The 24,893-nt window shown below is 46.7% G+C and carries 22 protein-coding genes; 3 read left to right on the plus strand and 19 right to left on the minus strand.

Annotated features, from left to right (window positions below):
- Positions 1 to 29: 29 nt before the first annotated feature.
- A complete protein-coding gene (gene purU, locus TCA2_RS13285; RefSeq protein ID WP_047912104.1) occupies positions 30 to 926 on the minus strand; it encodes a formyltetrahydrofolate deformylase in 897 nt (298 codons plus the stop codon).
- A gap of 35 nt (positions 927 to 961) precedes the next feature.
- Positions 962 to 2,089 (minus strand): deoxyribonuclease IV, encoded by a 1,128-nt coding sequence (locus tag TCA2_RS13290; protein ID WP_047912105.1) that lies wholly within the window; start codon positions 2,087 to 2,089, stop codon positions 962 to 964.
- Between the two features lie 440 nt (positions 2,090 to 2,529).
- Between TCA2_RS13290 and TCA2_RS13295 the strand changes: the two genes are divergently transcribed.
- Positions 2,530 to 3,000 carry a DUF2621 domain-containing protein gene (locus TCA2_RS13295; protein ID WP_152557740.1) on the plus strand — a complete coding sequence of 157 codons (471 nt, stop codon included), beginning with the start codon at positions 2,530 to 2,532 and terminating at the stop codon, positions 2,998 to 3,000.
- Between the two features lie 199 nt (positions 3,001 to 3,199).
- Positions 3,200 to 4,102 (plus strand): TIGR01777 family oxidoreductase, encoded by a 903-nt coding sequence (locus TCA2_RS13300; protein WP_047912107.1) that lies wholly within the window; start codon positions 3,200 to 3,202, stop codon positions 4,100 to 4,102.
- Between the two features lie 32 nt (positions 4,103 to 4,134).
- Here TCA2_RS13300 and TCA2_RS26180 read toward each other — a convergent pair whose 3' ends face one another.
- From TCA2_RS26180 to TCA2_RS13350, 10 genes are all read right to left on the minus strand, one after another.
- Complete coding sequence (locus TCA2_RS26180; RefSeq protein WP_052511982.1) at positions 4,135 to 6,138, minus strand: DUF6382 domain-containing protein; 2,004 nt, start codon at positions 6,136 to 6,138, stop codon at positions 4,135 to 4,137.
- A 77-nt stretch (positions 6,139 to 6,215) separates the two neighbouring features.
- A complete protein-coding gene (locus tag TCA2_RS13310; protein ID WP_047912108.1) occupies positions 6,216 to 6,761 on the minus strand; it encodes a prepilin peptidase in 546 nt (181 codons plus the stop codon).
- Between the two features lie 16 nt (positions 6,762 to 6,777).
- On the minus strand, positions 6,778 to 7,860 hold the full coding sequence (locus tag TCA2_RS13315) for a TadE/TadG family type IV pilus assembly protein (protein ID WP_081872487.1): 1,083 nt from the start codon (positions 7,858 to 7,860) through the stop codon (positions 6,778 to 6,780).
- 46 nt (positions 7,861 to 7,906) lie between these two features.
- Positions 7,907 to 10,123: a hypothetical protein gene (locus tag TCA2_RS13320; protein WP_238546387.1), complete on the minus strand. Its 2,217-nt coding sequence runs from the start codon at positions 10,121 to 10,123 to the stop codon at positions 7,907 to 7,909.
- Positions 10,124 to 10,125: 2 nt separating this feature from the next.
- A complete protein-coding gene (locus tag TCA2_RS13325; RefSeq protein ID WP_047912110.1) occupies positions 10,126 to 10,797 on the minus strand; it encodes a TadE family protein in 672 nt (223 codons plus the stop codon).
- Positions 10,784 to 10,969, minus strand: a complete 186-nt coding sequence (locus TCA2_RS13330) for a Flp1 family type IVb pilin (RefSeq protein ID WP_047912111.1) — start codon at positions 10,967 to 10,969, stop codon at positions 10,784 to 10,786. The genes TCA2_RS13325 and TCA2_RS13330 overlap by 14 nt, the downstream gene beginning before the upstream one ends.
- A gap of 12 nt (positions 10,970 to 10,981) precedes the next feature.
- On the minus strand, positions 10,982 to 11,857 hold the full coding sequence (locus TCA2_RS13335) for a type II secretion system F family protein (protein ID WP_047912112.1): 876 nt from the start codon (positions 11,855 to 11,857) through the stop codon (positions 10,982 to 10,984).
- A gap of 12 nt (positions 11,858 to 11,869) precedes the next feature.
- Positions 11,870 to 12,664 carry a type II secretion system F family protein gene (locus tag TCA2_RS13340; protein ID WP_047912113.1) on the minus strand — a complete coding sequence of 265 codons (795 nt, stop codon included), beginning with the start codon at positions 12,662 to 12,664 and terminating at the stop codon, positions 11,870 to 11,872.
- 8 nt (positions 12,665 to 12,672) lie between these two features.
- Entirely contained in the window at positions 12,673 to 13,926 is a 1,254-nt protein-coding gene (locus TCA2_RS13345) for a CpaF family protein (protein WP_047912114.1), read from the minus strand.
- Entirely contained in the window at positions 13,923 to 15,098 is a 1,176-nt protein-coding gene (locus TCA2_RS13350) for a ParA family protein (protein WP_238546388.1), read from the minus strand. The genes TCA2_RS13345 and TCA2_RS13350 overlap by 4 nt, the downstream gene beginning before the upstream one ends.
- A 296-nt stretch (positions 15,099 to 15,394) precedes the next feature.
- On the opposite strand from TCA2_RS13350, the gene TCA2_RS13355 reads away from it, so the two are divergent.
- Positions 15,395 to 16,099 (plus strand): thermonuclease family protein, encoded by a 705-nt coding sequence (locus TCA2_RS13355; protein WP_047912297.1) that lies wholly within the window; start codon positions 15,395 to 15,397, stop codon positions 16,097 to 16,099.
- Positions 16,100 to 16,225: 126 nt separating this feature from the next.
- On the opposite strand, the gene TCA2_RS13360 is transcribed toward TCA2_RS13355, so the two are convergent.
- The 7 genes from TCA2_RS13360 to TCA2_RS13390 form a co-directional block, all read right to left on the minus strand.
- Positions 16,226 to 16,639 carry a thiol-disulfide oxidoreductase DCC family protein gene (locus TCA2_RS13360; RefSeq protein ID WP_047912115.1) on the minus strand — a complete coding sequence of 138 codons (414 nt, stop codon included), beginning with the start codon at positions 16,637 to 16,639 and terminating at the stop codon, positions 16,226 to 16,228.
- 97 nt (positions 16,640 to 16,736) lie between these two features.
- Positions 16,737 to 17,012: a hypothetical protein gene (locus TCA2_RS13365; protein ID WP_047912116.1), complete on the minus strand. Its 276-nt coding sequence runs from the start codon at positions 17,010 to 17,012 to the stop codon at positions 16,737 to 16,739.
- Positions 17,013 to 17,226: 214 nt separating this feature from the next.
- Entirely contained in the window at positions 17,227 to 17,646 is a 420-nt protein-coding gene (locus TCA2_RS13370) for an organic hydroperoxide resistance protein (protein ID WP_047912117.1), read from the minus strand.
- Positions 17,647 to 17,874: 228 nt separating this feature from the next.
- A complete protein-coding gene (locus tag TCA2_RS13375; RefSeq protein WP_047912118.1) occupies positions 17,875 to 18,840 on the minus strand; it encodes a LacI family DNA-binding transcriptional regulator in 966 nt (321 codons plus the stop codon).
- A 72-nt stretch (positions 18,841 to 18,912) separates the two neighbouring features.
- On the minus strand, positions 18,913 to 22,278 hold the full coding sequence (locus tag TCA2_RS13380; RefSeq protein ID WP_047912119.1) for a GH36-type glycosyl hydrolase domain-containing protein: 3,366 nt from the start codon (positions 22,276 to 22,278) through the stop codon (positions 18,913 to 18,915).
- A gap of 53 nt (positions 22,279 to 22,331) precedes the next feature.
- The gene (locus TCA2_RS13385; protein ID WP_047912120.1) at positions 22,332 to 23,924 is read right to left on the minus strand and encodes an extracellular solute-binding protein; all 1,593 of its coding nucleotides are present in this window, start codon (positions 23,922 to 23,924) and stop codon (positions 22,332 to 22,334) included.
- A 61-nt stretch (positions 23,925 to 23,985) separates the two neighbouring features.
- Positions 23,986 to 24,888, minus strand: a complete 903-nt coding sequence (locus TCA2_RS13390) for a carbohydrate ABC transporter permease (RefSeq protein WP_047912121.1) — start codon at positions 24,886 to 24,888, stop codon at positions 23,986 to 23,988.
- Positions 24,889 to 24,893 lie beyond the last annotated feature (5 nt).

Below are 24,893 nucleotides of genomic sequence, written 5' to 3' on the forward strand. Positions count from 1 at the left end.
ACCGGGCGATTCTTCTGATTCTATTGATTTTAAAATACAACCGTCTTGTTCTCATGGACGAGAATACGATCCTCCACATGCCATTTGACTGCTCGCGCAAGCACGACACGTTCAATATTGCGGCCGATCCGCTTCAGCTCGGGAACATCATCCCGATGGCTTACACGTTCAACGTCCTGCTCAATGATCGGTCCTCCATCCAGCTCTTCCGTTACGTAATGCGCTGTTGCTCCAATCAGCTTAACTCCCCGTTTATAAGCTTGGGCATAGGGCTTGCCGCCAACAAATGCAGGAAGGAAGGAATGATGGATATTGATAATGCGATTACGGTAATGTTCAATGAATGTCGGCGAGATGATCTGCATATAACGGGCTAGAATAATGACGTCAATATCGGCCCCGATCACTTCTAGCTGACGCTGCTCTGCTTCTTTTTTGGTATCTGGTGTGACCGGAATATGATGGTAAGGAATACCGAAGGATTCAACATAATCCTTCATATCTAAATGATTGCTTACAACCAGCGCAATGTCTGCATCCAGATCACCGGCTTGCCATTGCCAGAGAAGCTCTACCAGACAATGATCCTCTTTGGACACGAAGATCGCGAGCTTCTTCCGGCGGCTTACGCTGGAGATTTTCCATTCCATTCTGAACTGGGAGGCAATGGCTCCAAAGTCGGCCTCCAGCTGCGGAAGGCGATCCTTCAACTGAGGCAGATCGAATTCTACGCGCATGAAGAACATGCCGCCATCCGGATCCATTGAATATTGATCAGATTGAACGATGTTGGCTCCATGCTCGAATAGAAATTTGGAGACTGCGGCCACGATTCCCGGGGCATCCGGACAAGAAATCAGCATTCGAGCACGATCCGGGTGTTCGTGTGCCGGGTGTGCGGGTACGTTTTTAGTATGAATATCCATTGTAGAAAAATTCTCCCCCTTGATATAAGTGACTCCTATGCTTTGACCATAGCTTCCTTGCCTGCGAGCCAGGCAATCAGGCGATGATTGAGTGCCTCTTCAGACAGCTCAGGGAACAGATCTGCGCCTGCAGCAAGATCATATAAACGCTCCAGCGGTTCACGCGGGTCAGCCTTCTTCGCTTTGGCGTCATTCTTAAGCACAGTCCATGTGTCTAGAATAAAGCTGCGTGAATGAATGTCTTGTCCGCTGAAGAAATGGTCCAGCTTCTCCACATCTCCCCAAAAAGCTTCGCCAAAACGTTCTGTTACATTACCGCGAAGCAGCGCAATTTCCGCTTCATACATCGGACGCTGCGTCTTCGCATCTTTCCCGATCCACGGCGTTTCAAGAATGAACGGGCGGCCAGCCAGCAGCTCATGATGCACGATACGATGAATGGTATCATAACCAATCCAGCCGGAGCCGATCGGAGCATGTCTGTCCTTCCGCGCACCTGTAGGGTTCTTGCTGTCGTTGATGTGCACTACAGCGATCCGGTCTAATCCCACTGTGCGGTCAAACTGCTCAAGCACACCGTCCAGATCATTCACGATATCATAGCCGGCATCATGAATATGGCAAGTATCCATACATATGGTCAGCCGCTCATTATGCTCAACTTTATCAATGATTTGTGCAATCTCTTCGAAGCTGCGTCCCATCTCTGTCCCTTTGCCTGCCATCGTTTCCAAGGCAATGTTGACATCCGTTTCACGCACGCCGTTCAGCACCTCGTTCAAGCCTTCGGCAATACGCTGAATGCCATATTCTGCATCCTTGTCTGTAAAGGCACCTGGATGAAGAACAATATTCTTAACCCCAATCGCGTGGGTACGACGAATCTCTTCCTGCAGGAAGCTGACCGCAAGCTCATAAGTATTGTCCTTGTATGAACCCAAGTTAATAATATATGGTGCATGAACTACAATATCCTCGAAGCCTCCGCTAAGCATGGCTTGCTTACCTTCTTCGATAAACATTGTCTCCATTGGTTTACGGCGTGTGTTTTGCGGAGCTCCTGTATATATCATGAACGATGAAGAACCGTAGCTTGCTGCTTCTTCCGTAGCTGTCAGCAGACCCTTGCCTGAAAAAGAAACGTGGGAACCTATTTTAAGCATCGTAATTTACTTCCCCCTATAATTTAGGATTTAGGATTTAGGATGATTGTGCACTATTTAAGTTAATAGAATGACACAAGTAGTGTATCCAAAGATTTATTGCTTATTGTAACTTGATTGAGGAGGTCAAGCAATATCATCAAGAATGGAAAGCGCTCGAAGAAGCTATCGAAAAAGAGTTCTGTGTGCGCTATAATTTCTATAACAGGACATTTTTTACAATAAATCTTCTCAATTGTCTCATGAAAAGTTCATTTACCTGAATCTATCTCAAAATACTCTACCTGCTCTGATGTAGAATTTGTATCTGCCTTTTTTATGAGTTATGAAATGGATTCACATATTTATGTCATTTTAAACCTGCCCGCTGTATTTTTATATCGTGTTCGATCATTTCTGCGGCCCGTCTCCTATTCTATTAAAATTTTGAGGTGATGCATATGGACATTCTCTTGTTAAACAGTAGGTTAACACTGTCTGCTCCCAGCAACTGGTTCATGAACTCCATTGCTTTTTGGACCTTTGTCCTGTTAGGTTCTATGGTCGTTGGCGGATTCTTTATGTTTCGCAAATTTCTGAAGGTACTTCCAAAAGCCGACGGCAAATCCAAGCTCGATTGGCAGAATCACTGGGTCGAGTCCAGCCGGCACTTATGGACAGAGGATGCCAAGGCATTCTTGGACGAGCTGGTACAGCCGGTTCCAGGCCCCTTCCGGGATATCGCCAAGCACTCGATTGCCGCCGAGATTGGAAAGATCGCTTTGGAGAGCGGCGCTGCCGAAGTTACTCGAGATCACTGCATCAAGGGATATATCGTGGCGACACCTTCCAGAGATAATAAGTTCCTGGTTCATTTTCTCGACAAGAAGCAGATCGATTATCAGCCATACAAACATTTAATGAATAAATAAAGGGGATCCGTTTAAATATGGAGATCCGATGAAGTTTTCATTCGTTAAATGCTCGTTGGTTCATTTTAATGGAAAAAGGTAATATGTCTTTAACAAGCATGAGCCTCTGTATTAGGTGGTCCTGGGTTTACTAAGAAATGAGTCCAAGGGAACACGAAGCAGAGGCTTGTCTTTTGCTATGTCAGGAGGAATAATGGCCATGAAGTATGCAATCAGTGGAGGAACAGGATTCATCGGAAGCCATCTCGCGAATTTATGGCAAGAACAAGGTCATCAGGTTATGATCATTACCCGGAATGCAGATAAGGCGAGAGATGCTGCGAACCGCGGAATCTCATATGTCACTTGGGAGCAGATTAAAAAGGACCCCAGCACGCTGGAGTCCTTGGACGGAGTCGTTAATCTGGCCGGAGAAAGTCTGAACCAGCGCTGGAGCGACACAGCGAAGCAGAGGATTCTTCAGTCACGGCTCGATTCGGTTCACCAATTGGCTGATGTGTTAGATCGCTTGGAATACAAGCCGAAGGTTATTATTCAATCCTCCGCGATCGGCATATATGGAACCTCGGATACAGAAGTATATACGGAAGCTTCTTCAATTGAGCCTGTAGATTTCTTATCTGAGGTGTGCGTTCAATGGGAGAATGCAGCCAAACAGAGATTGAACTATTCCAGACTAGTTATTGTAAGAACCGGTCTTGTGTTAGGTAGTAAAGGCGCCTTTCCCCTCATGCAGCTTCCATATAAGCTAGGCGTAGGAGGACCGATGGGCAGTGGAAGACAGTACATGTCCTGGATTCATATTGCGGATATGGTGCGATTGATTGATTTTGCGGTTCAGCAGGAGCAAGTTTCCGGCCCACTGAATGCTACCACTCCTCATCCGGTCAACAATGATACGTTCGGCAAAACGATCGGACAAGTTCTCCATCGGCCCCATTGGTTCCCTGTACCCTCCTTTGTACTAAAGACGCTCCTGGGTGAGATGTCCATTCTTATACTAGAGGGACAGCAGGTTCTGCCGGAGAAGGCACAGAAACACCAGTTTACGTTCAAATATCCCGAGCTAATTGGAGCGGTCAAGCATGAGTTACGAAGTTAACTTAGCTGAAATTGCAGTTAACCAAGCCGGAATTAATGAAGCGGCATCCTCAGATGAAAAGTATACTTTGCCTTGGCTATAACAAAGCTGTCTCCCTCTTGGAGAAGGTATTCTTTGTAAGGAACCATCGCTTCATCCTGAAACAGGGTCCCGTTCATTGAATTTAAATCTTTGACGACGTACCCCGAATCCGATCTGCTGATCTCTACATGCGCACGGGAAGTACCTGCTCCTGCTTCCACATAACTGGCGACGTCATTGGACCTTCCGATGATGAAGCTGCCTCTGCCAACAGGGATCGTATCCACGCTCCCTTCTGGTGAGCAGCGTTCCAGATAAGCGATGCTGTCATTCGGCGCATTTGAGCTGGCCATCTCCTGTCCCATTTCAGATAGAAGCACCGTGGCCTGTACTTTTGCAGCAGAGAGGATCTGGGTGTTATGCTTCAGCGAATCATAATAGCTGGCATCAGAGCCTTCACTGCCTTCTTCTACGGCAACATTTGAATGATCCACCGCAGGATGATGCACCTGGAATCGGCTACGAGTCACCTCATTCGTACTTTCGAATAATGCCGGCTCATTCACTAATGCATTCACAGGCCCGTGACCGGCTTCCGCTGCAGGACTTCCCCCGTTATTCCATCGCCACCACTCGCGAGGCTCCCCCTTCTTCTTAACGGCAAACCAGTCCTTTGCTCCTGATCGTGTAGATGAAGGATCCCCTGTATCGATTTCCGAAGATTTGTTTTTTACTGAAAAAGGCAGACGAATCCCTTTTGCCAATAAATAAGCAAGAGTTACGAATACGACGGTAATCACCGTACATAGAATTAATCCCGCAGATGATGGCCGATCCATGTAAATAAATCTCCAAACAACCGATGAGGCGAGCAGACAGCCAAGCCAGTAGTACATTGGATTCACGGGCTTCTTTACCGCATCTTCGTCTGATATTGAGAACGGAGCGTTATCCTCCTCTTCAGAGGCGGGGGTATCAAATGCTGCAAAAATAGAGCCTCCTGCAGCAATCGAACCATCCATAGGAAGCCTCATTTCTTGCTCGTTCGAACCAGCGAACTTATGCGGCTGCAGGTTCTTCCGTTGCTGAGGCGTATGGTCCTGAGGATATTGTGACTGTATAGGCAGTGCAAATGCATTATCAGCTTGTTGAAATGGAGCATTAACATTTTCTGATTGTGAATTTCCTTGATGTGACACTATGGTGTGTGACATTGGATGTATTTCTCGTAGGCTCTGTGCTTGTAGGGCTTGCCCTTTTGCGCTCCGTGTATGTGAGCCGTGCGTCGCCTCTAGTCTGCTTGCTTGAGAATCCTGACCTTGGTAGCCACTTGCTTGTCGCACTGAAGAAATGCTTGCTTGTGCCGAATAATGATCAGCTGCTTGAAAGCTCTGTAACTTACGCATGTCATGCATCTGAGGCGGTGTGCCGCCTAACGAATGCTCTGTCAGCAATTCAAGCAGCAGCTCGTTTAACGCAGACAGACGAAAATGATCACCGGCACATAATTGCAGCACACCTTGCAGCCCGTTACCCTTTAACTCAGTAACATAAGGCATCAATCTAACGATCAGCTGATACAGCTGCTCGGAGACCTTCTCCTGATCAGAATGTGCTTGAAAGGGCACATAACAAATCTTAATCTTTCCCTCTTCCAGCTCTCCTTCCATAAACATATAATCCTCATGCAGCAGGAATTGATGTTCATCCAGCATGTACAATCGACTGTCGTTCAAAGTATGTGTGAGCTGTAATAGCAAATGATAAAATGCAGAAAGTGTTAACCTTTCACTTTTAACCACATGAGAGAGCATTTTACGTCCCGTAATGTCATAGCTGAATGTAATTGTTCCATCGATATCTCTAATTTGCATTCTCAAGTGCCCCGGAATTTCGTTATGCATGATCATGTTTACTTGAACCTGGCTCAAGTCGCTGCTTGCCACGCCTCCCATCTTCTCTACGATCATTAACACTCTGTCATTATGTATAAAATCTCTGGATAGCCCCTTCATGGCACCTCTCCTTCATTTGTGCTGATCATACTGATGTGTATACCGTCTAAGCAGCTAAAGGTATGATGAAATTGATTCTAGTAATAAAAACTTTGTATATAAGCAAGTATCGCTCCGGGAAGTACAGCAAGCATAAAGGGAAATCGAAGCGATGCCTCCGCACTGTTGATCTTTATAACGCCAGCGTTTTCCGCCTTGCCGTCATAAACGGGCCGTTTATATTTCTGCCCGAACATGAAGAAGCCGAGGCTTCTTCTCATTCTGAACACAAATTCTCTTCTCCACATCAAGATGAGAAAACCAATAGCACCAGATATAAGGATCGAATACAGCATGACTTGCATTGTGAACAAGGCCCCCGTCCAGGCTCCTATACCTCCAAAAATCTTAACATCTCCCGCCCCTACCGCTCCTAGAAGATACAATATCATCATGAGTCCGAAGCCCGCTCCAAAGCCAATAGCTGCTGTGCTAAAGCCTGCGAGGCCACCCATGATTAGATGTACGATCAAGCCGCTCAGTATTGAAGATATCGTCAATATATTAGGTATTCGCATAGACCGAATATCCGTTATAAACGCGGCAATAACAAAACCTCCGCAAGCGATGTAAGTGATCTCCATTACTTATCCTCTCTCATCATGATCTTTTGACAACGTCAAACCTAACTTCAACTCTGGCACCGTCACTCGTTTCGATCACAAACGGCCATGTCCCAGGGGTTGTTCTTGTTCCTACAAACCATGTCCATTCCACAAATCCGTTCTCGTCTGCAGTTGCCCAGCCCACATGCTGTGCTGTACTTTCTCCTGTCTTATAAAAGACGGATAGGTTAGCTGAGGCACCCGGTGTTATTTTGGCACGTATCGTCGCTTGACCGGCTACATATGCGGGATTCGGCTTGGCAATAATCTCTACACTGCCTATAGTACCGCTATCCCCAATTGTTCCCTTATCCTCTTCGTTTGTAGCTCCAATCCAGACCCTTTCCGTCGCACCGGCCTGAACCCGCAGACTCTTATTCAGAAAGGGAACTTTGATCGGTAATTCGTAAGTAAGCTCTATTCCAAAATAAGGATTGGACCTATTCTGAAGATTAGGAACATCTACTCCATTCACATGCAGAGAATCGTATTCAAGTATCGTATCCTCAATTACCGGTTGAATTAACGGTTTAATAACGGGATCTAGAACCGCCTCCGATATGGAAGTCTGGAGATGATCCAGCGGCTCTTGTCCGTTAGAAACCGCCATGGAAGCCCATGATCCGATCGGGTCAGGCAGAGTGGCTGCATATTCAGTCACCCAATCCGTCAATGACAGCTTGGGCATGAGTCCCTCAGCAGCTGAGTCTCCGGGCAGAACCTCTCCTAAACCTGAATCTACTGAGCCTGCAGATTCAATGGCGATAGCTACAGGATAGATATGTGATGATATTTTTTTGACGGTCTCGGAAGCTGCCGTCTGCAATGCGGTTGAGAATAATGTCATCTGAACGAAGTAGATCAAGAACACAATAAAAAATATAAAAACAGGTAGAACTAAAGAAGCTTCAACAACAATGCTGCCTCGATCATTTCCATCCTGATCGTTACTGCTTTGATCCTTACTGCATTGATCGTCACTGCATTGATCGTCACTGATTTGATCCTTACAAACTCGTTGGACAATATCATTCTTGAATTGCAGCTTCGATTCCCGACTCTGCCATGTATATGCCATAATAGTCAAACCCCTAATTCCTGTGGTTAATAAGGCAGCGATTAAATTAATATGCATAGTCTGACTGGAGTGAAACGTAAATGTGTCCATCCTCTATTCGGTCAGCGCTGCCACTCACGGTCCCTAGTGCGCTCATTATGCCAGGAAGAAACCACAGCCTCATTCTCATTTCTGCCTGGCTAGCTGCATACGTGAAGGTCTTGTTAAGGTCGATTTTGGTGTTCAGTCGAATAATCGCACTTATTCGAGACAGCTTCTTATCGTTATTGCTGTGTGCCAATAAAAACAATCGAAGATGATCTCTATATGTAATGGAAACCTGCTTCGCATACTTGGACAGCTCTACTTGACCATCGTCCGCCAGCTTTTGCATATCAGCGAGTGCTTCCGTCAGACCATGCAAAATAGCTTTGGATAATACGAGCAGCGGATTTCCAAGCTTGCTGTTCTCTACAAGTCCCTCCATTGTTCTTATCGCTAGCCGAATCGTAAATACCTCGGTATAAGCAGCGACTATATTCCCGTATGGATTGTGAAATCCATAGATGATGTACTCCAGCTCCTGACTTTCCGGAAGAAAGAACGTTTCTGGACTCATCGTGCTATTATTCATATTACTGCCAGCAATCAACGATAAATTGACCGATTTGAAGTAATGCATAGCGTACTCATTCTGATAGAGCTCATCACTTATTACATCAAGGAGATTCGACATTCCTCCGAATAATTGATCCATATCTGCCATCGCTTCACCTCCGGCATCATAGGGATCCGTTGCAATTTGCTTCTCTGAAGGACCTGTGCCGCTAGCCTGGTTCTGATTGAAGCTTATATTTTCGTTATAATATCCTTCCAGCTGCTTGAATTGCTCTGTCGCCTTCTCAATTCCGGCTGTAGCCACCAGAAGCTTGATTCTGTTCTGCGCTTCCTTCAGTTTCTGTTCTGACTGCTTGTCCACCTTCGCTCTTTCCTTGTCTGCAGAATGGTAATCGTCGATCTGCTTCGCTGCCTGATCAATCACATTTCCTCCGCCGGCTGCAGTATACCTGGTGATATATTGCTGGATTTGACGGTTCGCAGTCAGGACATGCTGTCTTTTACGATGAGAATCTCCATCGCTCAGTTGACTAATTGAGGTGGCGGAGGTAGAAATCGCTTGGTGAGCCGCCTTATAATCTCCTAGCTGCTCGGCATGACCACTTATAAACTCAGTGAACTCCGAGTCCTTCCGGACTAACTGATCCGTCTGCTTTCGCAGATCATCACCGAAGCTGCCAACATCGGAGGGTAAAGCGCCTGCTCCCGGCGTCTTGGCTTTGCCAACTTTATCGTAAGCAGTATTTGCCGCTCTCATCTCACCTTCCTTAATGACCTGCTTCATCTGTTCATTTATACTCTTGGCTTCTTCAATTCGATCATTCGCTTGACTTAACGCCTGCTCATGTATATGGAGAGCTTCCTGATTCTCACGATTAATACTTGTCACAATGCGATTCACATCTGATCGATATTCGCTGAGCTCAAATATATAGATCCGGTCAAGCGGTTCTCTGGCCTCATCTTCCGTGTATTTTGAGTAATAATCACGGTATTTTGCTGCGGCATCCGCTGCGCTTCTCATCGTCCCTCCCAGCGGGCTGTCACTAAAGTAAGTACTTGGCGGGTCCATCACCAATTTGGCCAAGGCTTCCGCCGTTTTTGCCGCTTCCCGCCGTTTTTTAATGGCCTCTTCAAGCAGACGTTCACGCTTGTCATATAGCTTCTGAAGCTTCCGCAGGACATCCACCGAATGCGCAGCCTGCTTCATTTCTGCTGATAACGGTTTGAATCTGGACACGGCCTCTACCATAAAGTCCACCGGAGCCTTATATTTCATTTCCTCTTGAATTTGCTGATTAAAGTTCTCGAATGCTCCAAGCTCCCGCTCAAGTGAAAGCCCAGATTGAACCACCTCCATACCGATTAGAGGAAAACCTTCCGCATGCGGCGTAGGCTTCGTACTGTCATTTAATACTTTCGCAAGAACATAGTCTCCCTGATTCCCATCATGAGCGAACAGCCCGTATCTTTCCTGAAGCTCGGGAATATAAGAGGACATCACGGACCTAGCCGCAGCATGAGCCAGTCTCTCAGCCTGTACTTTCATCGCAGCAATCCGGGCATAGTCAACAAATACAGCGACAAATAAGAACACGACGGCAAGCACCATTGCCAAAAATATAGTCACCGCACCGGACTCAGAATCACCTCGTCTAAACAACACATTCACATCCCAGCAAATTTTTGCAAAATCTGTGCGAACTCCGAAGGGTTGCCCGGTGTACCCATCCTCGAAAATCTCGCTCCGTAATACCGCATAAGCTCGACATTTCGAATGAATTCATCGGGTTCTACAACGGTGGATTTGCCAGAATGCTGTATCCGTGGATCACCTGAGAATAAGAAATCGAGCATAGGCAGCCTCATATTTTGGTTCAGCTTGGTCCATACTTGGCGGTCCAGCATCTGATTCGCATATTCCATCTGACCTCTGTACAACACAGGCAGGCCTGCCCCCGATTGACTCAGCTTCTTCATTGGCAGATCATCACTTGCAGCTCCTCCTGGGAGCTCTATTGTTGTAATCTGACCACCGCTTACTGAACCGAAGAGCGCACCTATCATATGATCGTCTGCAAAACGCCAATACAGCGGATCGGTCTCCCCTTCCGGGTAGGATCCGGTCTTAGCGTCCTTATGACTGTTATCCCAGCTGTATGAGGCACGCTCTGACGCAGCTGAAGCATACTGCAAAAGTGCCGATTTCTGGTACAGCAGCACACAAAAAAACATGAGCACACATAGCGACAACAGAATGACGGGAAATACGAGAGAAGCTTCGATTGTGAAGCTCCCCTCCTCTCCTTTCAAATGGCTGCTGCCTTTAGAAGAATTCATTACTTTTGCTCGTAACACTCTCAAGCAAATTCTCAACCAAAGCCTGAATCTGATCCTTAAATATAAGAGCTATGATTAAGATCACACCAATAATGAGGATCATTTCAAGTGTCCCTAGCCCATCCTCTTCGTTCCATAAATCTGCCAATTTGCGTTTGCATAATGCTAACATTATCGTATCCCCCTATAAATTCATCATCATAAATGACGGAGCTCCAACCATAACGACAATGACCAAAAAGATCACCACCATTGGAAATACCAGCTTGGAAGAAGCCTGTTCACCACGTGTTCGGCTGAGTGATTTACGCTTGTCCCACAGCACTCTGGATAAATCACGGAGTGAGAGGACAAAATCTCCCCCGCCCCGTCTAAAATTCAGGAGCACCGTCGTGGTGAAAATAGAAACCTCCTGCACTCCACATCGCTTACTGAACTGCTCAAATGCCTGTTGAAAAGAGTATCCGTTGTTCCACTCTCCCACCATCTGACCCAGCTCAATATAGAGCGGGTGAGCAGATCCTTTTTTTCGTTCCGTGCAATGTAAAATGGCTCTTTGCACCGTTTCACCGGCGCTAACGAGCAGGACAATTTTGTTCAAAAATTCTGGAAGCTCCATTAAGATATCCTGCTCCCGCAGCTTTACCTTGTGATGCAGATCCTTCATTTGGGCAAACGGAATTACGCCTGCAAGCAATGCTCCGGCGATGAGACCCAAAGGATCTCCCTCCAGCACTAGAGTCAGCAGTGCCCCAGCGATAAGAGACAGCCAGCTATAAACGAGCATTTCAGCAATGAACAGTAAGGTCTTCTCATTGCTATGCTTCAGTCCATAGACTCTTTGCACCGAGTGCTGTATCCGGTACACCAGCATAGGCAGCTTCCTCGTTAACTGCAGCTTCTCAATTAAATCTAGAAAGGGAGCATGAAGTTTGCGAAACCGCATACCTTTCATGTCAATAGAATCCAATACGCGGTATCTCGAGCCTGCCCGTTTATTAAAGATAATCCAGCCCAGCGCGAGTACAACGACAGTAAGAACACTGCATATAATCATCATGGTTCAATCCCCTTACACTCTTACATCCATAATTCGCTGAACCCAGATGAAGCAGCCAAATAGAATAAGAAGTGCAATACTCGATATGATATATCCAGCACCGGTATAGAGTGGTGTCAGGAAATCAGGTGAAGTCAGACTTAAAAAAATCAAAAACAAGAAGGGTGCTGCAAACATGGCCTTGGATTCAAACTTCTTCTGGGATATCGTTACAGCGATCTCCTGCTTAATATCCAGCTTCTCTCCGATGACGGATGAGGTTCTGCGTACAACTTCAACCAAATCGCCGCCCGTACGTTTGCAAGTAACAAATACATCTGCGAAATTCGTGATATCCTCCATCTGGGCCCGATCTGCGAAATCTCTCAATGCATCTTCAATAGGTTCACCGTATTCCATCCTTGTACATATGATCATCAGCTCTTTGATAAGATCGTGATCTGCCTGAGGGTCCAGCATTCGTAGATCATGCACCGCCTCGCGAAAGGCATTCTCAACCGACTTGCCTGCAGCAAGAGATGAGGATAAGGAATACAGCGCCTGTTTAAAATGAAGACTAAGCGCCTCTCTTCTCTTGTTGAGCAGATAGACATTATAGTATTTCGGTGTAAAAAGAGCTGCGGCTGACAGGAGCAAACCGAGAGCCCAGTGATGGTAAAACAGATAGCCTATCCCGAAAAATAGAATTGCACTTGCCGCGATACAGCCAGCTCTCTGTCGATAGGACAGCGTGTGCTCCATATAACGCGGAAGCTTTTGATGAGTCGAAGCATTCGCCGTCTGTGCTGTCACCCTCGCGGCTCCCATTTGACGATTCAAGCGTTCCTCACCTCATTCTCCTCCTCAAAAAAAGTTCCCTGGATGCCTGCTGCCTTGAGCTTATCTTGATGAACAAGCACTCCAGACGAACGTTCAAGCTGGCCTATAATATGTCCATCCACTTCATCCAGCTCCTGAAAACGGTACAAAGAGTTCAGCTGTATTCCCCCATCCTTCAAGCCAACAACCTCACTAATCTCTGTCACTCGTCTGGAACGGTCCCTGAGACGTGATAGATGGATAACAATATCAATGGCAGAGGCGATCTGCTGTCTGACAACGCCAACGGGTAAGTCAGCTCCGCTGAGTACCATCGTTTCCAGTCGTGAGATCATATCCGGAATACTGTTTGCATGGCCCGTGGACAGACTGCCTTCATGCCCAGTGTTCATGGCCTGCAGCATATCCAGCGCCTCACTTCCCCGAACCTCACCGACAATGATTCGGTTAGGACGCATTCGCAGAGAGGAGCGGATTAACTCCCGAATGGAAATCACCCCTTTCCCCTCCGTATTTGCATTACGGGTCTCCAGTGATACCAGATTGGGAACAGTAACGATCTGAAGCTCTGCCGAATCTTCAATCGTAATGATTCTCTCATCTGGAGGGATGAACTGAGACAATGCATTAAGAAAGGTTGTCTTCCCTGATCCCGTGCCTCCACTGATAAACATGTTGTATTTGCTTCGAACAAGCTTGCTGAGCAGCTCCGCGGCTTCGTCGCTAATGGCTCCGATCCGAACAAGGTCCTCCATCGTCATTGGCTTGTCCGGAAATTTGCGGATCGTCATGGTAGGTCCTTTTAACGCGACAGGCGGCAGCACGATGTTGACCCTTGAACCGTCCTTTAGCCTGGCATCCACTATAGGTGAGGATTCATTCACGATTCTATTCACTCCAGAAACGATCGTCTGGATGATATCCTGCAGCCGCTCTTCCGATTCAAACGTGACAGGTGCCTGGCGCACTTCACCCCGCTCTTCAATGAATATCTCGGTATGCCCGTTGATCATAATTTCTGTAATATGGGGATTGTCGATCAGCGGCTGAAGTACATCGAGTCCGCGAAAGGAATCATACAGTCTTCTGATTAGAGCATGCTTCTCCCCGGAGGTGAGATGGATGAGCCCAGAATGCCGGAATACCCTTGCCTCAATATGCTCCATCAGCTCTGAGTCTCCCGCCGCAGAAGTAACATCAAGAGCCGCACGAATTGAATTTCTAAGTTCTCTAAACGAAGTATCCATCATGATGAATATTCCTTCTGCAACATTCCGGCAGCTTCGCATAATCTCCGCATTTCTTTTTGATAAATGGGTGATCCGAGCAGCAATTCCGGCTCTCTCATCTGTTTCCACGATGGAATATATGGCAAGTACAAGCCGGTATGCATATATTCCTCAGGCATCGGATTTACAACCGTTCCCGTATACCGATTAATGACATAAGTGGACTTCTCCTGAATCTGACCTGTCCTTATCGGATCAAGCTGCTCTTGATATCTCATCCAAGCCGAAGCTTTAGCCAGCGTATGAATATCATCAGACAGAAGCCAGATCAGCAGATCAGATCTATCCATCAAGGCTTCAGCTCGCTCATCCCATACCGAGTCATGATCAGTAATGATATATTGATATTGCTCTGATGCAATTAGCACTTCTAATAGTGCATTCACATCCGACTTCGTGAGCTGGCGCAGCTCATTCCGATTCCTGGCCGGGTAGAAATAATGGGATTTAATCTGTTCATTCCACAGGACATAAGATCTGACATCAATTCTCTGTTCCGAAGCCCTTCCTCCGGAACGCCGTGCTCTGATAAGATACATAAGTCTGGAAAAGGCTTCTCCCAGCTCTTCTTCGCTTCCCACCTGAGGGCTTGTCTGAAGAAAAGGCTTGGTGCTGTCGAGTGTTTCCAGGTTCAAATAAAATACCGAATACCCCGCACGGCCTAGCTGCTTCGCAAGGTTTAAAGCAACCGTCGTTTTGCCGCAGCCCCCGGAAGCCGACGTGACCCCAATCACCAAAGACGCATCTCCGGAGTGTCTGTTATCCAAACGAACGTTGCCTGAGTTTAAAACAGCCTCTTCTAAAGCTCCAAGCAGAGCAGATAAAGGCTGATACTTCATCACGTGGGGCAGATCCCCATCAGAAGCATGCTGTTCCGCCAGAAGTAGAATCGGGACACGCTCTTGATCTAATCCATCCCGTATCTGCTCTATAAATTCCAATTCACCAACGATCAAATCCGGCATCGATGCGCGAGTCTGCTCATTCATATATCTCATCATCGCTTCCGGTTGCGAGAAGGCCGTTACATGAAACTTCCTTGAATATTCACTTCCTTGCACGTAATCAAGCACTGCATCTACGTATTCACGCGTTCTGCTTGCCAGCACAATCTTCCTTATGACCAGATGCAACTCTCCCTTCCAGCACAACAAAAAAAAGCACCGTCCATCTCCCGTATCTCCTACGGTATAATGGACGGTGCTTCCGTCACGTGCTGTTTAATTTAATGCTAGATTAGCATAATATTCCATGCCGGGCAAGCACATTTTATTATTATTTATTATCAAATCAAACATCCGTTCCCTTTTTTCATCTTATATAGTACACTATTGAAATGCCTGCTGCCTACATAACAACACCTTAGAATGGAGTGATCAATGTGTCCAAGAAGTGGGCAATCTTAAGCATTCTATGCCTCTTTATAATCATGATGGGCTGTACGCCGCAAGATGAGCATGAATTCCCAAGGGTTCCTGTTACACTGGATCGAGCGGTCGATGGAGATACTTTCAAAGTCATGTACGAAGGCAAGAGTCAATCTGTTCGGATGCTGCTCGTGGATACCCCGGAGACCTCTCATCCGAAGCTTGGTGTTCAGCCTCTCGGCATTGAAGCGAAAGAGTATACCAAACAGGCACTTGAACAAGCCGACCAGATCGAGCTGGAGTTTGACATTGGGCAGAACCGGGACAAATATTCGAGACTGCTTGCTTATGTGTACGTCGATGGTGTCATGCTTCAGGAATCTTTACTTGAAAAAGGCTATGCAAGAGTCGCCTATATCTATCCGCCGAATGTGCGGTATGTAGATCAGTTCGAAGCCATACAGAAAGAAAGTCAGCGTGCAGCAATCGGCATATGGGAATACGAAAATTATGTCCAGGAGGACGGCTTCCACAAGGACGAATATGAATCAGAAACGGTCTCAGGTACGAATGACAACATTGAAGCTAATGGCAATTCTAGTCAACAGCCGGATCGCTCCTGCACCATCAAAGGCAATATCAACTCCAGTGGAGAAAAAATATATCACACCAAGGAATCGCCTCAATATACTAAAACCATACCCGAGGAATGGTTCTGTACGGAGGAAGAGGCTGAGCTGGCTGGTTTTCGTGCACCCAAAAAATAATCCTGTGGATACGCTGCTTACAACATTCAGCCTCCTTGGCTGTATTAACAGCTCTAGCCATATTCACACTCAAAAATGCCGCCTTCAGGTACGCTGAAAGGCGGCTAATTTCATACTATATAATGATTACAAGAAACGTTCCCGAATCTCCGGTGTCGGCAGCATACAGGCATCTTCCCCATCTCGTCCGAACCAGCGATAGCGATTGCGGGCAATGAAGTTATACACGCTGTCTCGAATAAACTTCGGTACAATAATGAATCCATAAGCCAAATAATAGGGAAATCTCAATTTGCGGGCTACCTTCAGCGCAGCTGTTGAGCGCGTGTGGTATACTCCTTTTTCGATATATACAAAGGTATCCATCGCATCCACGGATAATCCGCCCTGCTCCAGTAAATCTCTTCCGACATCAGATTGAAGCGAAGCGAAATAGAATACACCTTTCGGATCCCGCTGAATAATCCATTTCGTTATACCCTGGCACAAATGACACACACCATCAATGAGGACGATATGCTTGTCGCTATAATTCTGCATCCTTCATCTCTCCCGAATTATAATGAATGCATATAACAATATATAGAAAAAAAGCGCTAGGATGCTCTTCCTAGTCGCTCATCATCGAATCCGCTTCTTACTTCGTCGCTTGTTCGATCAATTGATTATCCTGAATTTGCTCATGAATCTCGCCTGCAAACTTCTCCATGCACTTGCAGATAAAGTCTTTGCGGCATACCGGACAAGGTGTCTTCTGAAGACGACTGATGCTTGTCATTTTCCATTCCGGATCACGGGAATAGAATACACGGCACAGTGTTCCGTCCGCGAGCTTCATTGTAAACTCGTAAAGTCCGGCTTCTTCATTTCGGCTGGCAGTTGTTAAGTCTACAATCTGTGGTCTATAAGACATGTAATCACCTGTGATTTCAAATTTATTCATGCCACGTAGCGCATTAGTACTTAGTCATATTAAAGAATTTTAACCCTGATGTCAAATCCATATACACGAAAAATGAAGAAACCTTGCTATGATCTGAAAGTTTTCAGAATATCATCAATAAAAAAGCCGGGAACTCCAGCGATTATGCAAGAGCCCCGGCATTTTAAACGAGATCGGATCAACCTTAAATTACATTAAGCTCAACCGGAATATTACCACGTGTCGCTTTGGAGTAAGGGCAGAACTCATGCGCTTTCTTCGCCAGATCCTCTGCCTGAGCGCGGTCTACACCCGGAATTTTGACATCCAGCCGAACAGCGAGCTGGAATCCGTCATCCTTAGGGTCCTTACCGATCATGACGTTGCTGGTTACTTCAACATCACTGAGCTTCACGCCTTCTTTGCGGGCGATGTTGGAAAGGGCGCTCTCATAGCATGCTCCATATCCAGCTGCGAACAGCTGCTCCGGATTCGTGGCATTGCCGCCTGCACCGCCGAGCTCCTTCGGAGTCGACAAGTCATGACGCAATACACCATCCGATGTTTCGAATTTACCGTCTCTGCCACCGCGTACTGTCGCTGTTGCTGTATACAATGCTTCCATTATAATCGCTCCTTCTCATCTGTAATCTTGGATTATCGTGCACTGCTCTTTGCTCTGTTATTCATAACAGGAAGGCAAGAGCGAACCATAGCAAGCTGTATATCCTCTTGATGCAATATCATATGCTGTATCTGAGGCAGCACCTGTTGCAGCATCCGCTTGCCTATGCTTTTTTCTTAACCTTGTTCTGCACAAATTAAACATACGTGCATGCACGATAACTCTCAATCACACCCGCTTAGCAGACGCTCCTTTCACCAAAGTTACGTATATCCGCTCATTCTCCACCGTATCTCCGGAGAGCAGCTTAAGGAGCTGCTCGGCGGCAAGAGCTCCCCACTTCTGCTTAGAGTAGTTGATGGTAGATAATCTTGGCTGCATATAGCCAGCCAGCTCAATGTTATCAAACCCGATTAGATGGACGTGCTCACCAATCTTCAAATCCGTTTCCGAAATACGATTCCATAATCCGATGGCCATCTCATCATTTAGACAGAACACAGCAACCGGCTCTTTATATTCAGCAATGATTTGTTCGGCAGCCTTCTCTCCCCCGGTCTTCTCGAAGTTGCCGCTGATCTCGATACATTCCACATCCTGAGAGCGCTCTGAGACCATCCGCACGGCTTTCATCCGCTGCATGGAATCGTAAGAGCCTTCCGGACCGGTCACCACATATATTTTCTTATGACCCAGTTCGATCAGATGCTCCATCGCCAGGGTAGCGCCTGCTTTGTTATCAAGGAGCACCTGATTAATGTTCGGATGATCGAGCTCGCGGTCCAGCACCACGATCTTATGTCCCAAATCGGCATATTTCAGCAGTTCCTCGCTTGCAAACATCTGATCCAATATAATCGCACCATCGATCATGCGCTCTGGCAGCATTTTGTGAGATTGTTCGCCGCTGCACACAATCAGATCATACCCCTGTATATTGCTGATTTCCTTCATCCCATGCAGAAGATCACCATAGACGTCTCCACGGAAGTCCGTCAGAAATACACCAACGATTTTGGTCTCCCGCTTTTTCAAGTTACGTGCTGCCGCATTCGGCACATAATTCAATTCTTTGGCAATGGCCAGAATTTTAGAGCTTGTTTCGTCCGTCACTTTGTTGCTCCCATTAAGGGCATAAGAGACCGTAGAAATAGAAACTCCGGCTTTTTTGGCAATGTCCTTAATACTGACCAATAGTCCTCGCTCCCTCATTTGTAACCAAGCCTTGTTATTTGCTTATAGCTATCTTTGATAAAGTTATGAAATTTACATATAAACATCTATTACATTCCGCTGCCGATCCAGCTCTTTATCCAGCACATCGCATTTAATTCGGAATCCGCCAACCCGATAGGGATGATCTTCCCGAATCAATTCGGTGTCCCTGCCATTTATAACAATTCGTGCAGTATGACTATCACCCAAATGATATACGAAGGTTACTTTTTTGCCTGCTATTTCAAAATCAAACTCCATACCATCCAGATCAGACGGCAGCACCGGGTCAATTATTAAATCCTGCTCGTCCTGACGTATGCCGAGCGCATTTGAAATGAGCTGGTTCATATAAATTCCCGGGCCGCTGGAGTATATTCTCCATCCGCCCTTTACTTTGACCTCTCCGGCTCTAAGCTCATCGAAGCGCTCCTGGGCTTCATATCGGTTGCTGAATTTACCATCAGAGCTGCTAAAGTAAGCATTACTTTGCCGCAGCTCCGCATTTGGAACCACTTTGGTGATACCAATCGGATTAATTAACCCAAGACCGCTCCACACCTCATCCTTATAGCCCAGCTTGGCCATGGCCTCAACGTACCTTATATGGGCATGTACATACTGCAGACCGACTTCACGCCCGAAGTTGGACGCCTGCTCAGCCCGCTTGAAGTGTGTGCTCACTCCTCCGGCATATACGGCAGGTCTGTTCATCAGTCTTACGCCATCCGGGCAAAATAAACGTTCTTTAATCAATTCGTAATGAGACTTAGCCTGCTCCGGACTGAGCAATTCAGCAATCATGCTTCTCGTCATCGGAAGCAGACGATACTGAATCCCCGTCTCCTCATCGGATGGATGGAGCATCGGCTTTACTTCCTCCGGGTTCTCCATATAGATGAAGCCCGGTATCACATTCGTATTTAGCATGTACTTCTGGAAGTCCCGCTTAATACCTTCGGATAGTTTCAGAAGCTCTTGTGCAAGGGTACTGTGAACAGACTCCATCGCCTGTGACAGCTGCCGAAGCGTTTGATACGTAAGAGCCACTGTCCAGCTGCTGACCATGTACTGCTTGAGCTGGGCATTAGCCGGCTGCAGCGTATCATCCCAATCTCCGTCTCCATAGGACGATAGGTACGTATCATGCAGGAAATGACTCTGGATATAACCGATTTCTTTCTGAACATGCTCCAGAATGGTAGAGGTATCTTCAGTAAAATCAAAGCCGTGCTTTAACGTGTACGGAACCCGTTCATCCAGAATACTGTAATCTTGTGTCGCATTTAGATAATCACTGAGCACTTTTAGCGGCCATACGATAATGTCGCCATGACTTTCTTCCTGCTGGATTTGGTTATATTGGTCAAACATGAACCACTGCGGCCAATTTCCGTCATCCTCATATTGATGGGCATATACCATTTTAAGAATGTCACGAACTTGTTCATACTTCTGTGTTGCCATGAAATATTCCACAGGACCTTGGCATACGTCCCTTGTCCCCCATGCGGCTCCTCCGTATTGCTCAAGTCCGTGCGGAACCGAATAGTGAACCAGCATATTATGCGTATACCACCAGGCAAGTGAATTCACTTTGAATAACGCTTCAGACCGCTCTGGATCGGGAAATTTTAGATGGAACCCATTCATGACACTGCGGAAAAATTCGCGATACTTCTCTTTCTCTTCCATAAAATCAGGAGTAATCGAGGGTAGTGACTTGCCGTCCAGCAATCCCTGCATCGTTAAGGTCCAGCTCTGGCTAGCCGAAATTTGCAGAACAGTCAGGGAAGCATCGCCCGGCACGATCCCTTCAGCAAGACAAGTCTCGTCATGAACCTGAAACTCCGCCCCATCCATCCACATGGAATAAGACAGCTCAGGATACACCTCATGACTTACCGCAGAGGAGTCCGCCTTAAATATCAGCTTGCCTTCCTTCTCTGCATAGTGCACAGGCACTTCATACTCATTAACGTTCATCGTCATCTGATTGGATACCAAATACCGATAGCTGTACCCGCTCTCAGAACGTACCTGGAGCTGAACCTCTGGACGGTCCACTGATGTAAAATTCGTGATTACGAGCATATCATCCTTCAATTTATAATACCATCGAACGTAGTTAAATCCGATTTCAAACAGTGAAGCCATCGTTAACAGACGATACTCGCCATCCAGCTCTACATAGATCCGTTGTCCTGATGTCTTCGGAATATTCAATGCGCTGCGCGAATTACTCATGAGCTTATTGAAGTTCGTGTTACCCACAACAACATGAGAATTGAATATTCCGTACATATAAGATGTTGTTGTTAACACGTTTGCTCCAAGCTTCACATTGTTCCCGCTCATCAGAATATGACCGTGAGGGCGCTCCACCCGCATTTCCTTGCTTTTTAGCACCACATGCTCGTAGGTATCTGTGAAGAATGCGAGTAATTGCCCATCCTTATACTCCACCTCATGCCGTCCAGCAGCAGGGAACAGCTGGTCTACTTCCTCATCAGTCAAGGACCGACCAGCGAGTGTCTTACCGATCTGCGGTTTATAGTAAGTGTCCGCCAGTTTAGCAGCTGAAGCCTTTTCATTCTGTTTTTTATGAGATGTATAAGTATTCCAAGCATCCTCTACCACTTCCTCGTATTCGAGCTTGGTCGTAGCTTGCTCGTGATGAGGACGGAACAATCCATAAAATACGAATGAAGCTTCGCCTGCAAGCACCGTTTGCTCGGATTGCAGAGCTGTGTATGCAAATTCATATTGATACACTTCATTGGCAAGTGTCTTGTTCTGCAGTGCTTCGGGTATATTCGTCTCTTTATAGGTTAGTCCAAAGAACTGGAAACCGTCTGTCGAGTAGCCTGCTGCACCCGTCAAGGAGCCTTGCTGAAGATAGGGGAAAGTTCCGCCTTGCGGCTGATTTTGCCGGGAGCATACGACATACCCCTTCTCGGTATCTTCAAATACGGTATGGTCAATGTATTGAGATAAGTAGGCCTCATTACTGCGTACAGCTCCCGTATCGGCAATTCCAACGTCCTGGCTGTAGATCACATCTACTTTCAGCTCATCACCTCGAAGTGTTACTTCCCAGAACCACACACCTTGATCTGTCGGAGCGAAGGTTACTGTATAAGCGATGCTTCGCACGGTACCTGTCCATTGCAGACAATTCCCTTTTTGATAGACATGGCTATCCGAGTGGATACCCAATAAAGGGTATGCCTCAATACCATCTTCAGAGTGAATCCGCAAGTAAATATTATTCAGTGAACCGTCTAAGGGGCTCAGCATCAGCTGATTAATCATCACCTTGCCGCTTACCGCTTGAAATAAGTCTCCGCTTTCCCAAAAAGTAAAGGACAAATCGCCGGCCTGCACTCTTCTTCTTGCATTTGTCATTGTCGTCATGTGTAAGTGTGTTCCTCCTGTCCACTCTCTCTATTTACTGATGTATTCCCGCCCTACAGCGCATTCAGCTCATCCAGCACAGGCTGTACAAGCGACATTTTGCTCTCTACCCATGCTCTCCAGTTCGCTTCCAGGTCGCCTTCTTTGAGGATCAGATTCGTATACTCTGTCGCATAGTCGAAGGACGCTTGATTCTTCGCTTTGGAATCGTACAGCTGCACGGTCCAGTCATACTCCGCAAGTGCGCCGCCTTCTTCGCCAAGCTTCGCCTTGTTCTGGTAATGAGTAAGGGCTCTCTCCCGGTAATTTTCTTTAATGGCAGGGTTAATCATGCTGAAGTCGTCGCCGAGCAGATACAAACCTTCAAACCGGCTTGGATACTTATCCTCCAGACTTGTTCCATTCTCCAGCAGGCTCTTCAGATTGCCATTCTCGTCATACTCCCAATCCGTTCCTTCAAATCCCATGTTAAGGATCAGCTGTCCTTCCTCACTGGTCGTATACTCGAGCATATCCATAATGCGCTCAAACTTGGCATCATCAATATCCGGAGAGAAGATCAGTGCAGACCAGAAATTGGCCTGCTCCAGATTGCGGTATTTACCGTCATCACCCAATACAATTGCCGTATGAACAAGCTCATCACTTTCTACGCCCAGGTTCTTTCTCATTGCGGTATCCACATCTTGTCTGTACGAAGCTAGACCGCCAAGACTTGTCACAGCAGCGGTTCCGCTTACTCTGAAGTTGTCGCTTCCTTCGCTGTTCTTCCAAGTATAGAACTCAGGGTTGAGCAAACCTTCTTTGTAAGCCTCCTGCATCAGCTTAAGGCCCGTAAGTGTCTCTTCATCAGCAGCTCCCCAGTGATACTTCCCATCCTCGCCTTTGTAGAAGGCAGACTCTACTCGTGAATGCTCACTGTTCGGCATGATAAGGTTCGTTAGTGCATCATCCGCGTTAAAGGACAGCGGCACCAGATTAGAGCCAACTTTGCCTGGATCCTTCTCTTTCACGAGTCTTGCGTACTCCATCAGTTCACCGGTCGTATAAGCATCCTTCAACTCGAAACCGACCGCTTCAGCCCAGTCCTTGCGCAAGGCGATAACACCAATCTGATTGACGAGCGGATCTGCCGGCTTATTCTCGTAGTACACGGGTCTTGGCAGCAAATACGTACCGCCAGTCAGCTCCTCCAGCTGTTCACCAAGGCCAGTCAGCTTATATGCTGCTGCCACGTTGGGCCAGCGCTCTTTCCAATCTTCAGGGAATTGATACAGCAGTCCTTGATCGATATAATTCATCGCATCCCCATGCACGTAGTTCCATGTCGCTACATCTGGCAGGTCACCGGAGTTGATCCATAGACGAAGCTTCTCCCCCCAGGAATCCCACTCAATAAAGTTGTACTCCCAGTCGATGTTGTACTTATCCATCCAGAACTGATGGAATTCATTGTCCAGCTGCCCTTCCTTCAATTGAATTGTGCTGGCTACGGAAACCGTCATTTTGTCCACATAGTTTCCATTCTCATCCTTTTCGTTGCCACCGGATGCACCTCCGCTGGAACAAGCTGTCATGATGAGCAGAACAAGCGACATCATGGTTACCAGTGCGGATCTCAACAATTTCTTCTGATTTGTTTTCATGTTATACCCCCATGTTTGATATAGAATTTATAGATGAAAATTCTAATGATCATCAGGTTCATCAGGTCTTGATTGCCCCTGTTAGTACCCCTTTGGCAAAATGCTTCTGAAGCAGCGGGAAGAAGCACATAATCGGAACCATGGTCACAAAGACAGCGGCCATCTTCATTCCCGTAGAGAACGAGTTCTTCCCTACTGCATCCACACTCGATGCATTCGACGCATTGGTCGAGGATTCCACGATAATGGCCCTCAGCACATTTTGCAGCGGCAGCTGATCCTGTCTTCTCAGGAAGATCATGGCATCATACCAGCTGTTCCAGTACGCTACCCCATAGAATAAAGTAATTGTTGCTATGATCGGTGCAGCAAGGGGAAGGACAACCGAGAACAAAATTCTCCATTCACCGGCACCGTCGAGCCTGGCAGATTCCATCAGTGATTCCGGCAGGCTGTGAAAGTAATTCATCATCAGGATCATATTAAAGGCACTGAAGCTGCCTGCAAGAATGACGGACATTAAGGTCCCTGTCAGATGAAGTGATTTCATGACAAGGTAGAGAGGTACAATACCTCCATTAAAGATCATCGTAAAAAGAACAAGGAAGAAGATCAGCTTCTTGCCCGGAAACTTATTCCGGCTAAGGCCATAAGCCATACTTGTCGTCAGAAACAAGCTGAGCGGCAGCCCGATCACAAGCAGCTTGGTCGTATTCCAATATCCGGTCAGGATACTCCCATCCGAAAAGAGCGCGGTATAGGAATCCAACGTGAACTCTTTAGGAAACATGAGCAGCGGATTCTCCGCATACTCCTTCGGCGTTGCAAATGAGATCATGATGACATTCCAAAAAGGAATTAAGATCAGCAGCGCCATCACACTCAGGACGAAAAGAATAAAATAATCGATAACCGTCATTTTATTGCTTAAGAACTTTGGTTTTTTTCTAGCCATCGTGCTCATCTGTT

This window comes from Paenibacillus sp. TCA20 (assembly GCF_000732325.1).
Taxonomy (GTDB): domain Bacteria; phylum Bacillota; class Bacilli; order Paenibacillales; family Paenibacillaceae; genus Paenibacillus; species Paenibacillus urinalis.

Bases quoted from the DNA above. Each gene is read 5' to 3' on its own strand.
- TCA2_RS13330 (WP_047912111.1), bottom strand. From the start codon at position 10,969: ATGTTAGCATTATGCAAACGCAAATTGGCAGATTTATGGAACGAAGAG.
- TCA2_RS13390 (WP_047912121.1), bottom strand. From the start codon at position 24,888: ATGAGCACGATGGCTAGAAAAAAACCAAAGTTCTTAAGCAATAAAATG.
- TCA2_RS13300 (WP_047912107.1), top strand. From the start codon at position 3,200: ATGAAGTATGCAATCAGTGGAGGAACAGGATTCATCGGAAGCCATCTC.
- TCA2_RS13310 (WP_047912108.1), bottom strand. From the start codon at position 6,761: ATGGAGATCACTTACATCGCTTGCGGAGGTTTTGTTATTGCCGCGTTT.
- TCA2_RS26180 (WP_052511982.1), bottom strand. From the start codon at position 6,138: ATGAAGGGGCTATCCAGAGATTTTATACATAATGACAGAGTGTTAATG.
- TCA2_RS13360 (WP_047912115.1), bottom strand. From the start codon at position 16,639: ATGCAGAATTATAGCGACAAGCATATCGTCCTCATTGATGGTGTGTGT.
- TCA2_RS13290 (WP_047912105.1), bottom strand. From the start codon at position 2,089: ATGCTTAAAATAGGTTCCCACGTTTCTTTTTCAGGCAAGGGTCTGCTG.
- TCA2_RS13380 (WP_047912119.1), bottom strand. From the start codon at position 22,278: ATGACGACAATGACAAATGCAAGAAGAAGAGTGCAGGCCGGCGATTTG.
- TCA2_RS13295 (WP_152557740.1), top strand. From the start codon at position 2,530: ATGGACATTCTCTTGTTAAACAGTAGGTTAACACTGTCTGCTCCCAGC.
- TCA2_RS13325 (WP_047912110.1), bottom strand. From the start codon at position 10,797: ATGAATTCTTCTAAAGGCAGCAGCCATTTGAAAGGAGAGGAGGGGAGC.
- purU (WP_047912104.1), bottom strand. From the start codon at position 926: ATGGATATTCATACTAAAAACGTACCCGCACACCCGGCACACGAACAC.
- TCA2_RS13340 (WP_047912113.1), bottom strand. From the start codon at position 12,664: ATGGGAGCCGCGAGGGTGACAGCACAGACGGCGAATGCTTCGACTCAT.
- TCA2_RS13365 (WP_047912116.1), bottom strand. From the start codon at position 17,012: ATGTCTTATAGACCACAGATTGTAGACTTAACAACTGCCAGCCGAAAT.
- TCA2_RS13345 (WP_047912114.1), bottom strand. From the start codon at position 13,926: ATGATGGATACTTCGTTTAGAGAACTTAGAAATTCAATTCGTGCGGCT.
- TCA2_RS13385 (WP_047912120.1), bottom strand. From the start codon at position 23,924: ATGAAAACAAATCAGAAGAAATTGTTGAGATCCGCACTGGTAACCATG.
- TCA2_RS13335 (WP_047912112.1), bottom strand. From the start codon at position 11,857: ATGATGATTATATGCAGTGTTCTTACTGTCGTTGTACTCGCGCTGGGC.
- TCA2_RS13315 (WP_081872487.1), bottom strand. From the start codon at position 7,860: ATGGCATATACATGGCAGAGTCGGGAATCGAAGCTGCAATTCAAGAAT.
- TCA2_RS13355 (WP_047912297.1), top strand. From the start codon at position 15,395: ATGATGGGCTGTACGCCGCAAGATGAGCATGAATTCCCAAGGGTTCCT.
- TCA2_RS13370 (WP_047912117.1), bottom strand. From the start codon at position 17,646: ATGGAAGCATTGTATACAGCAACAGCGACAGTACGCGGTGGCAGAGAC.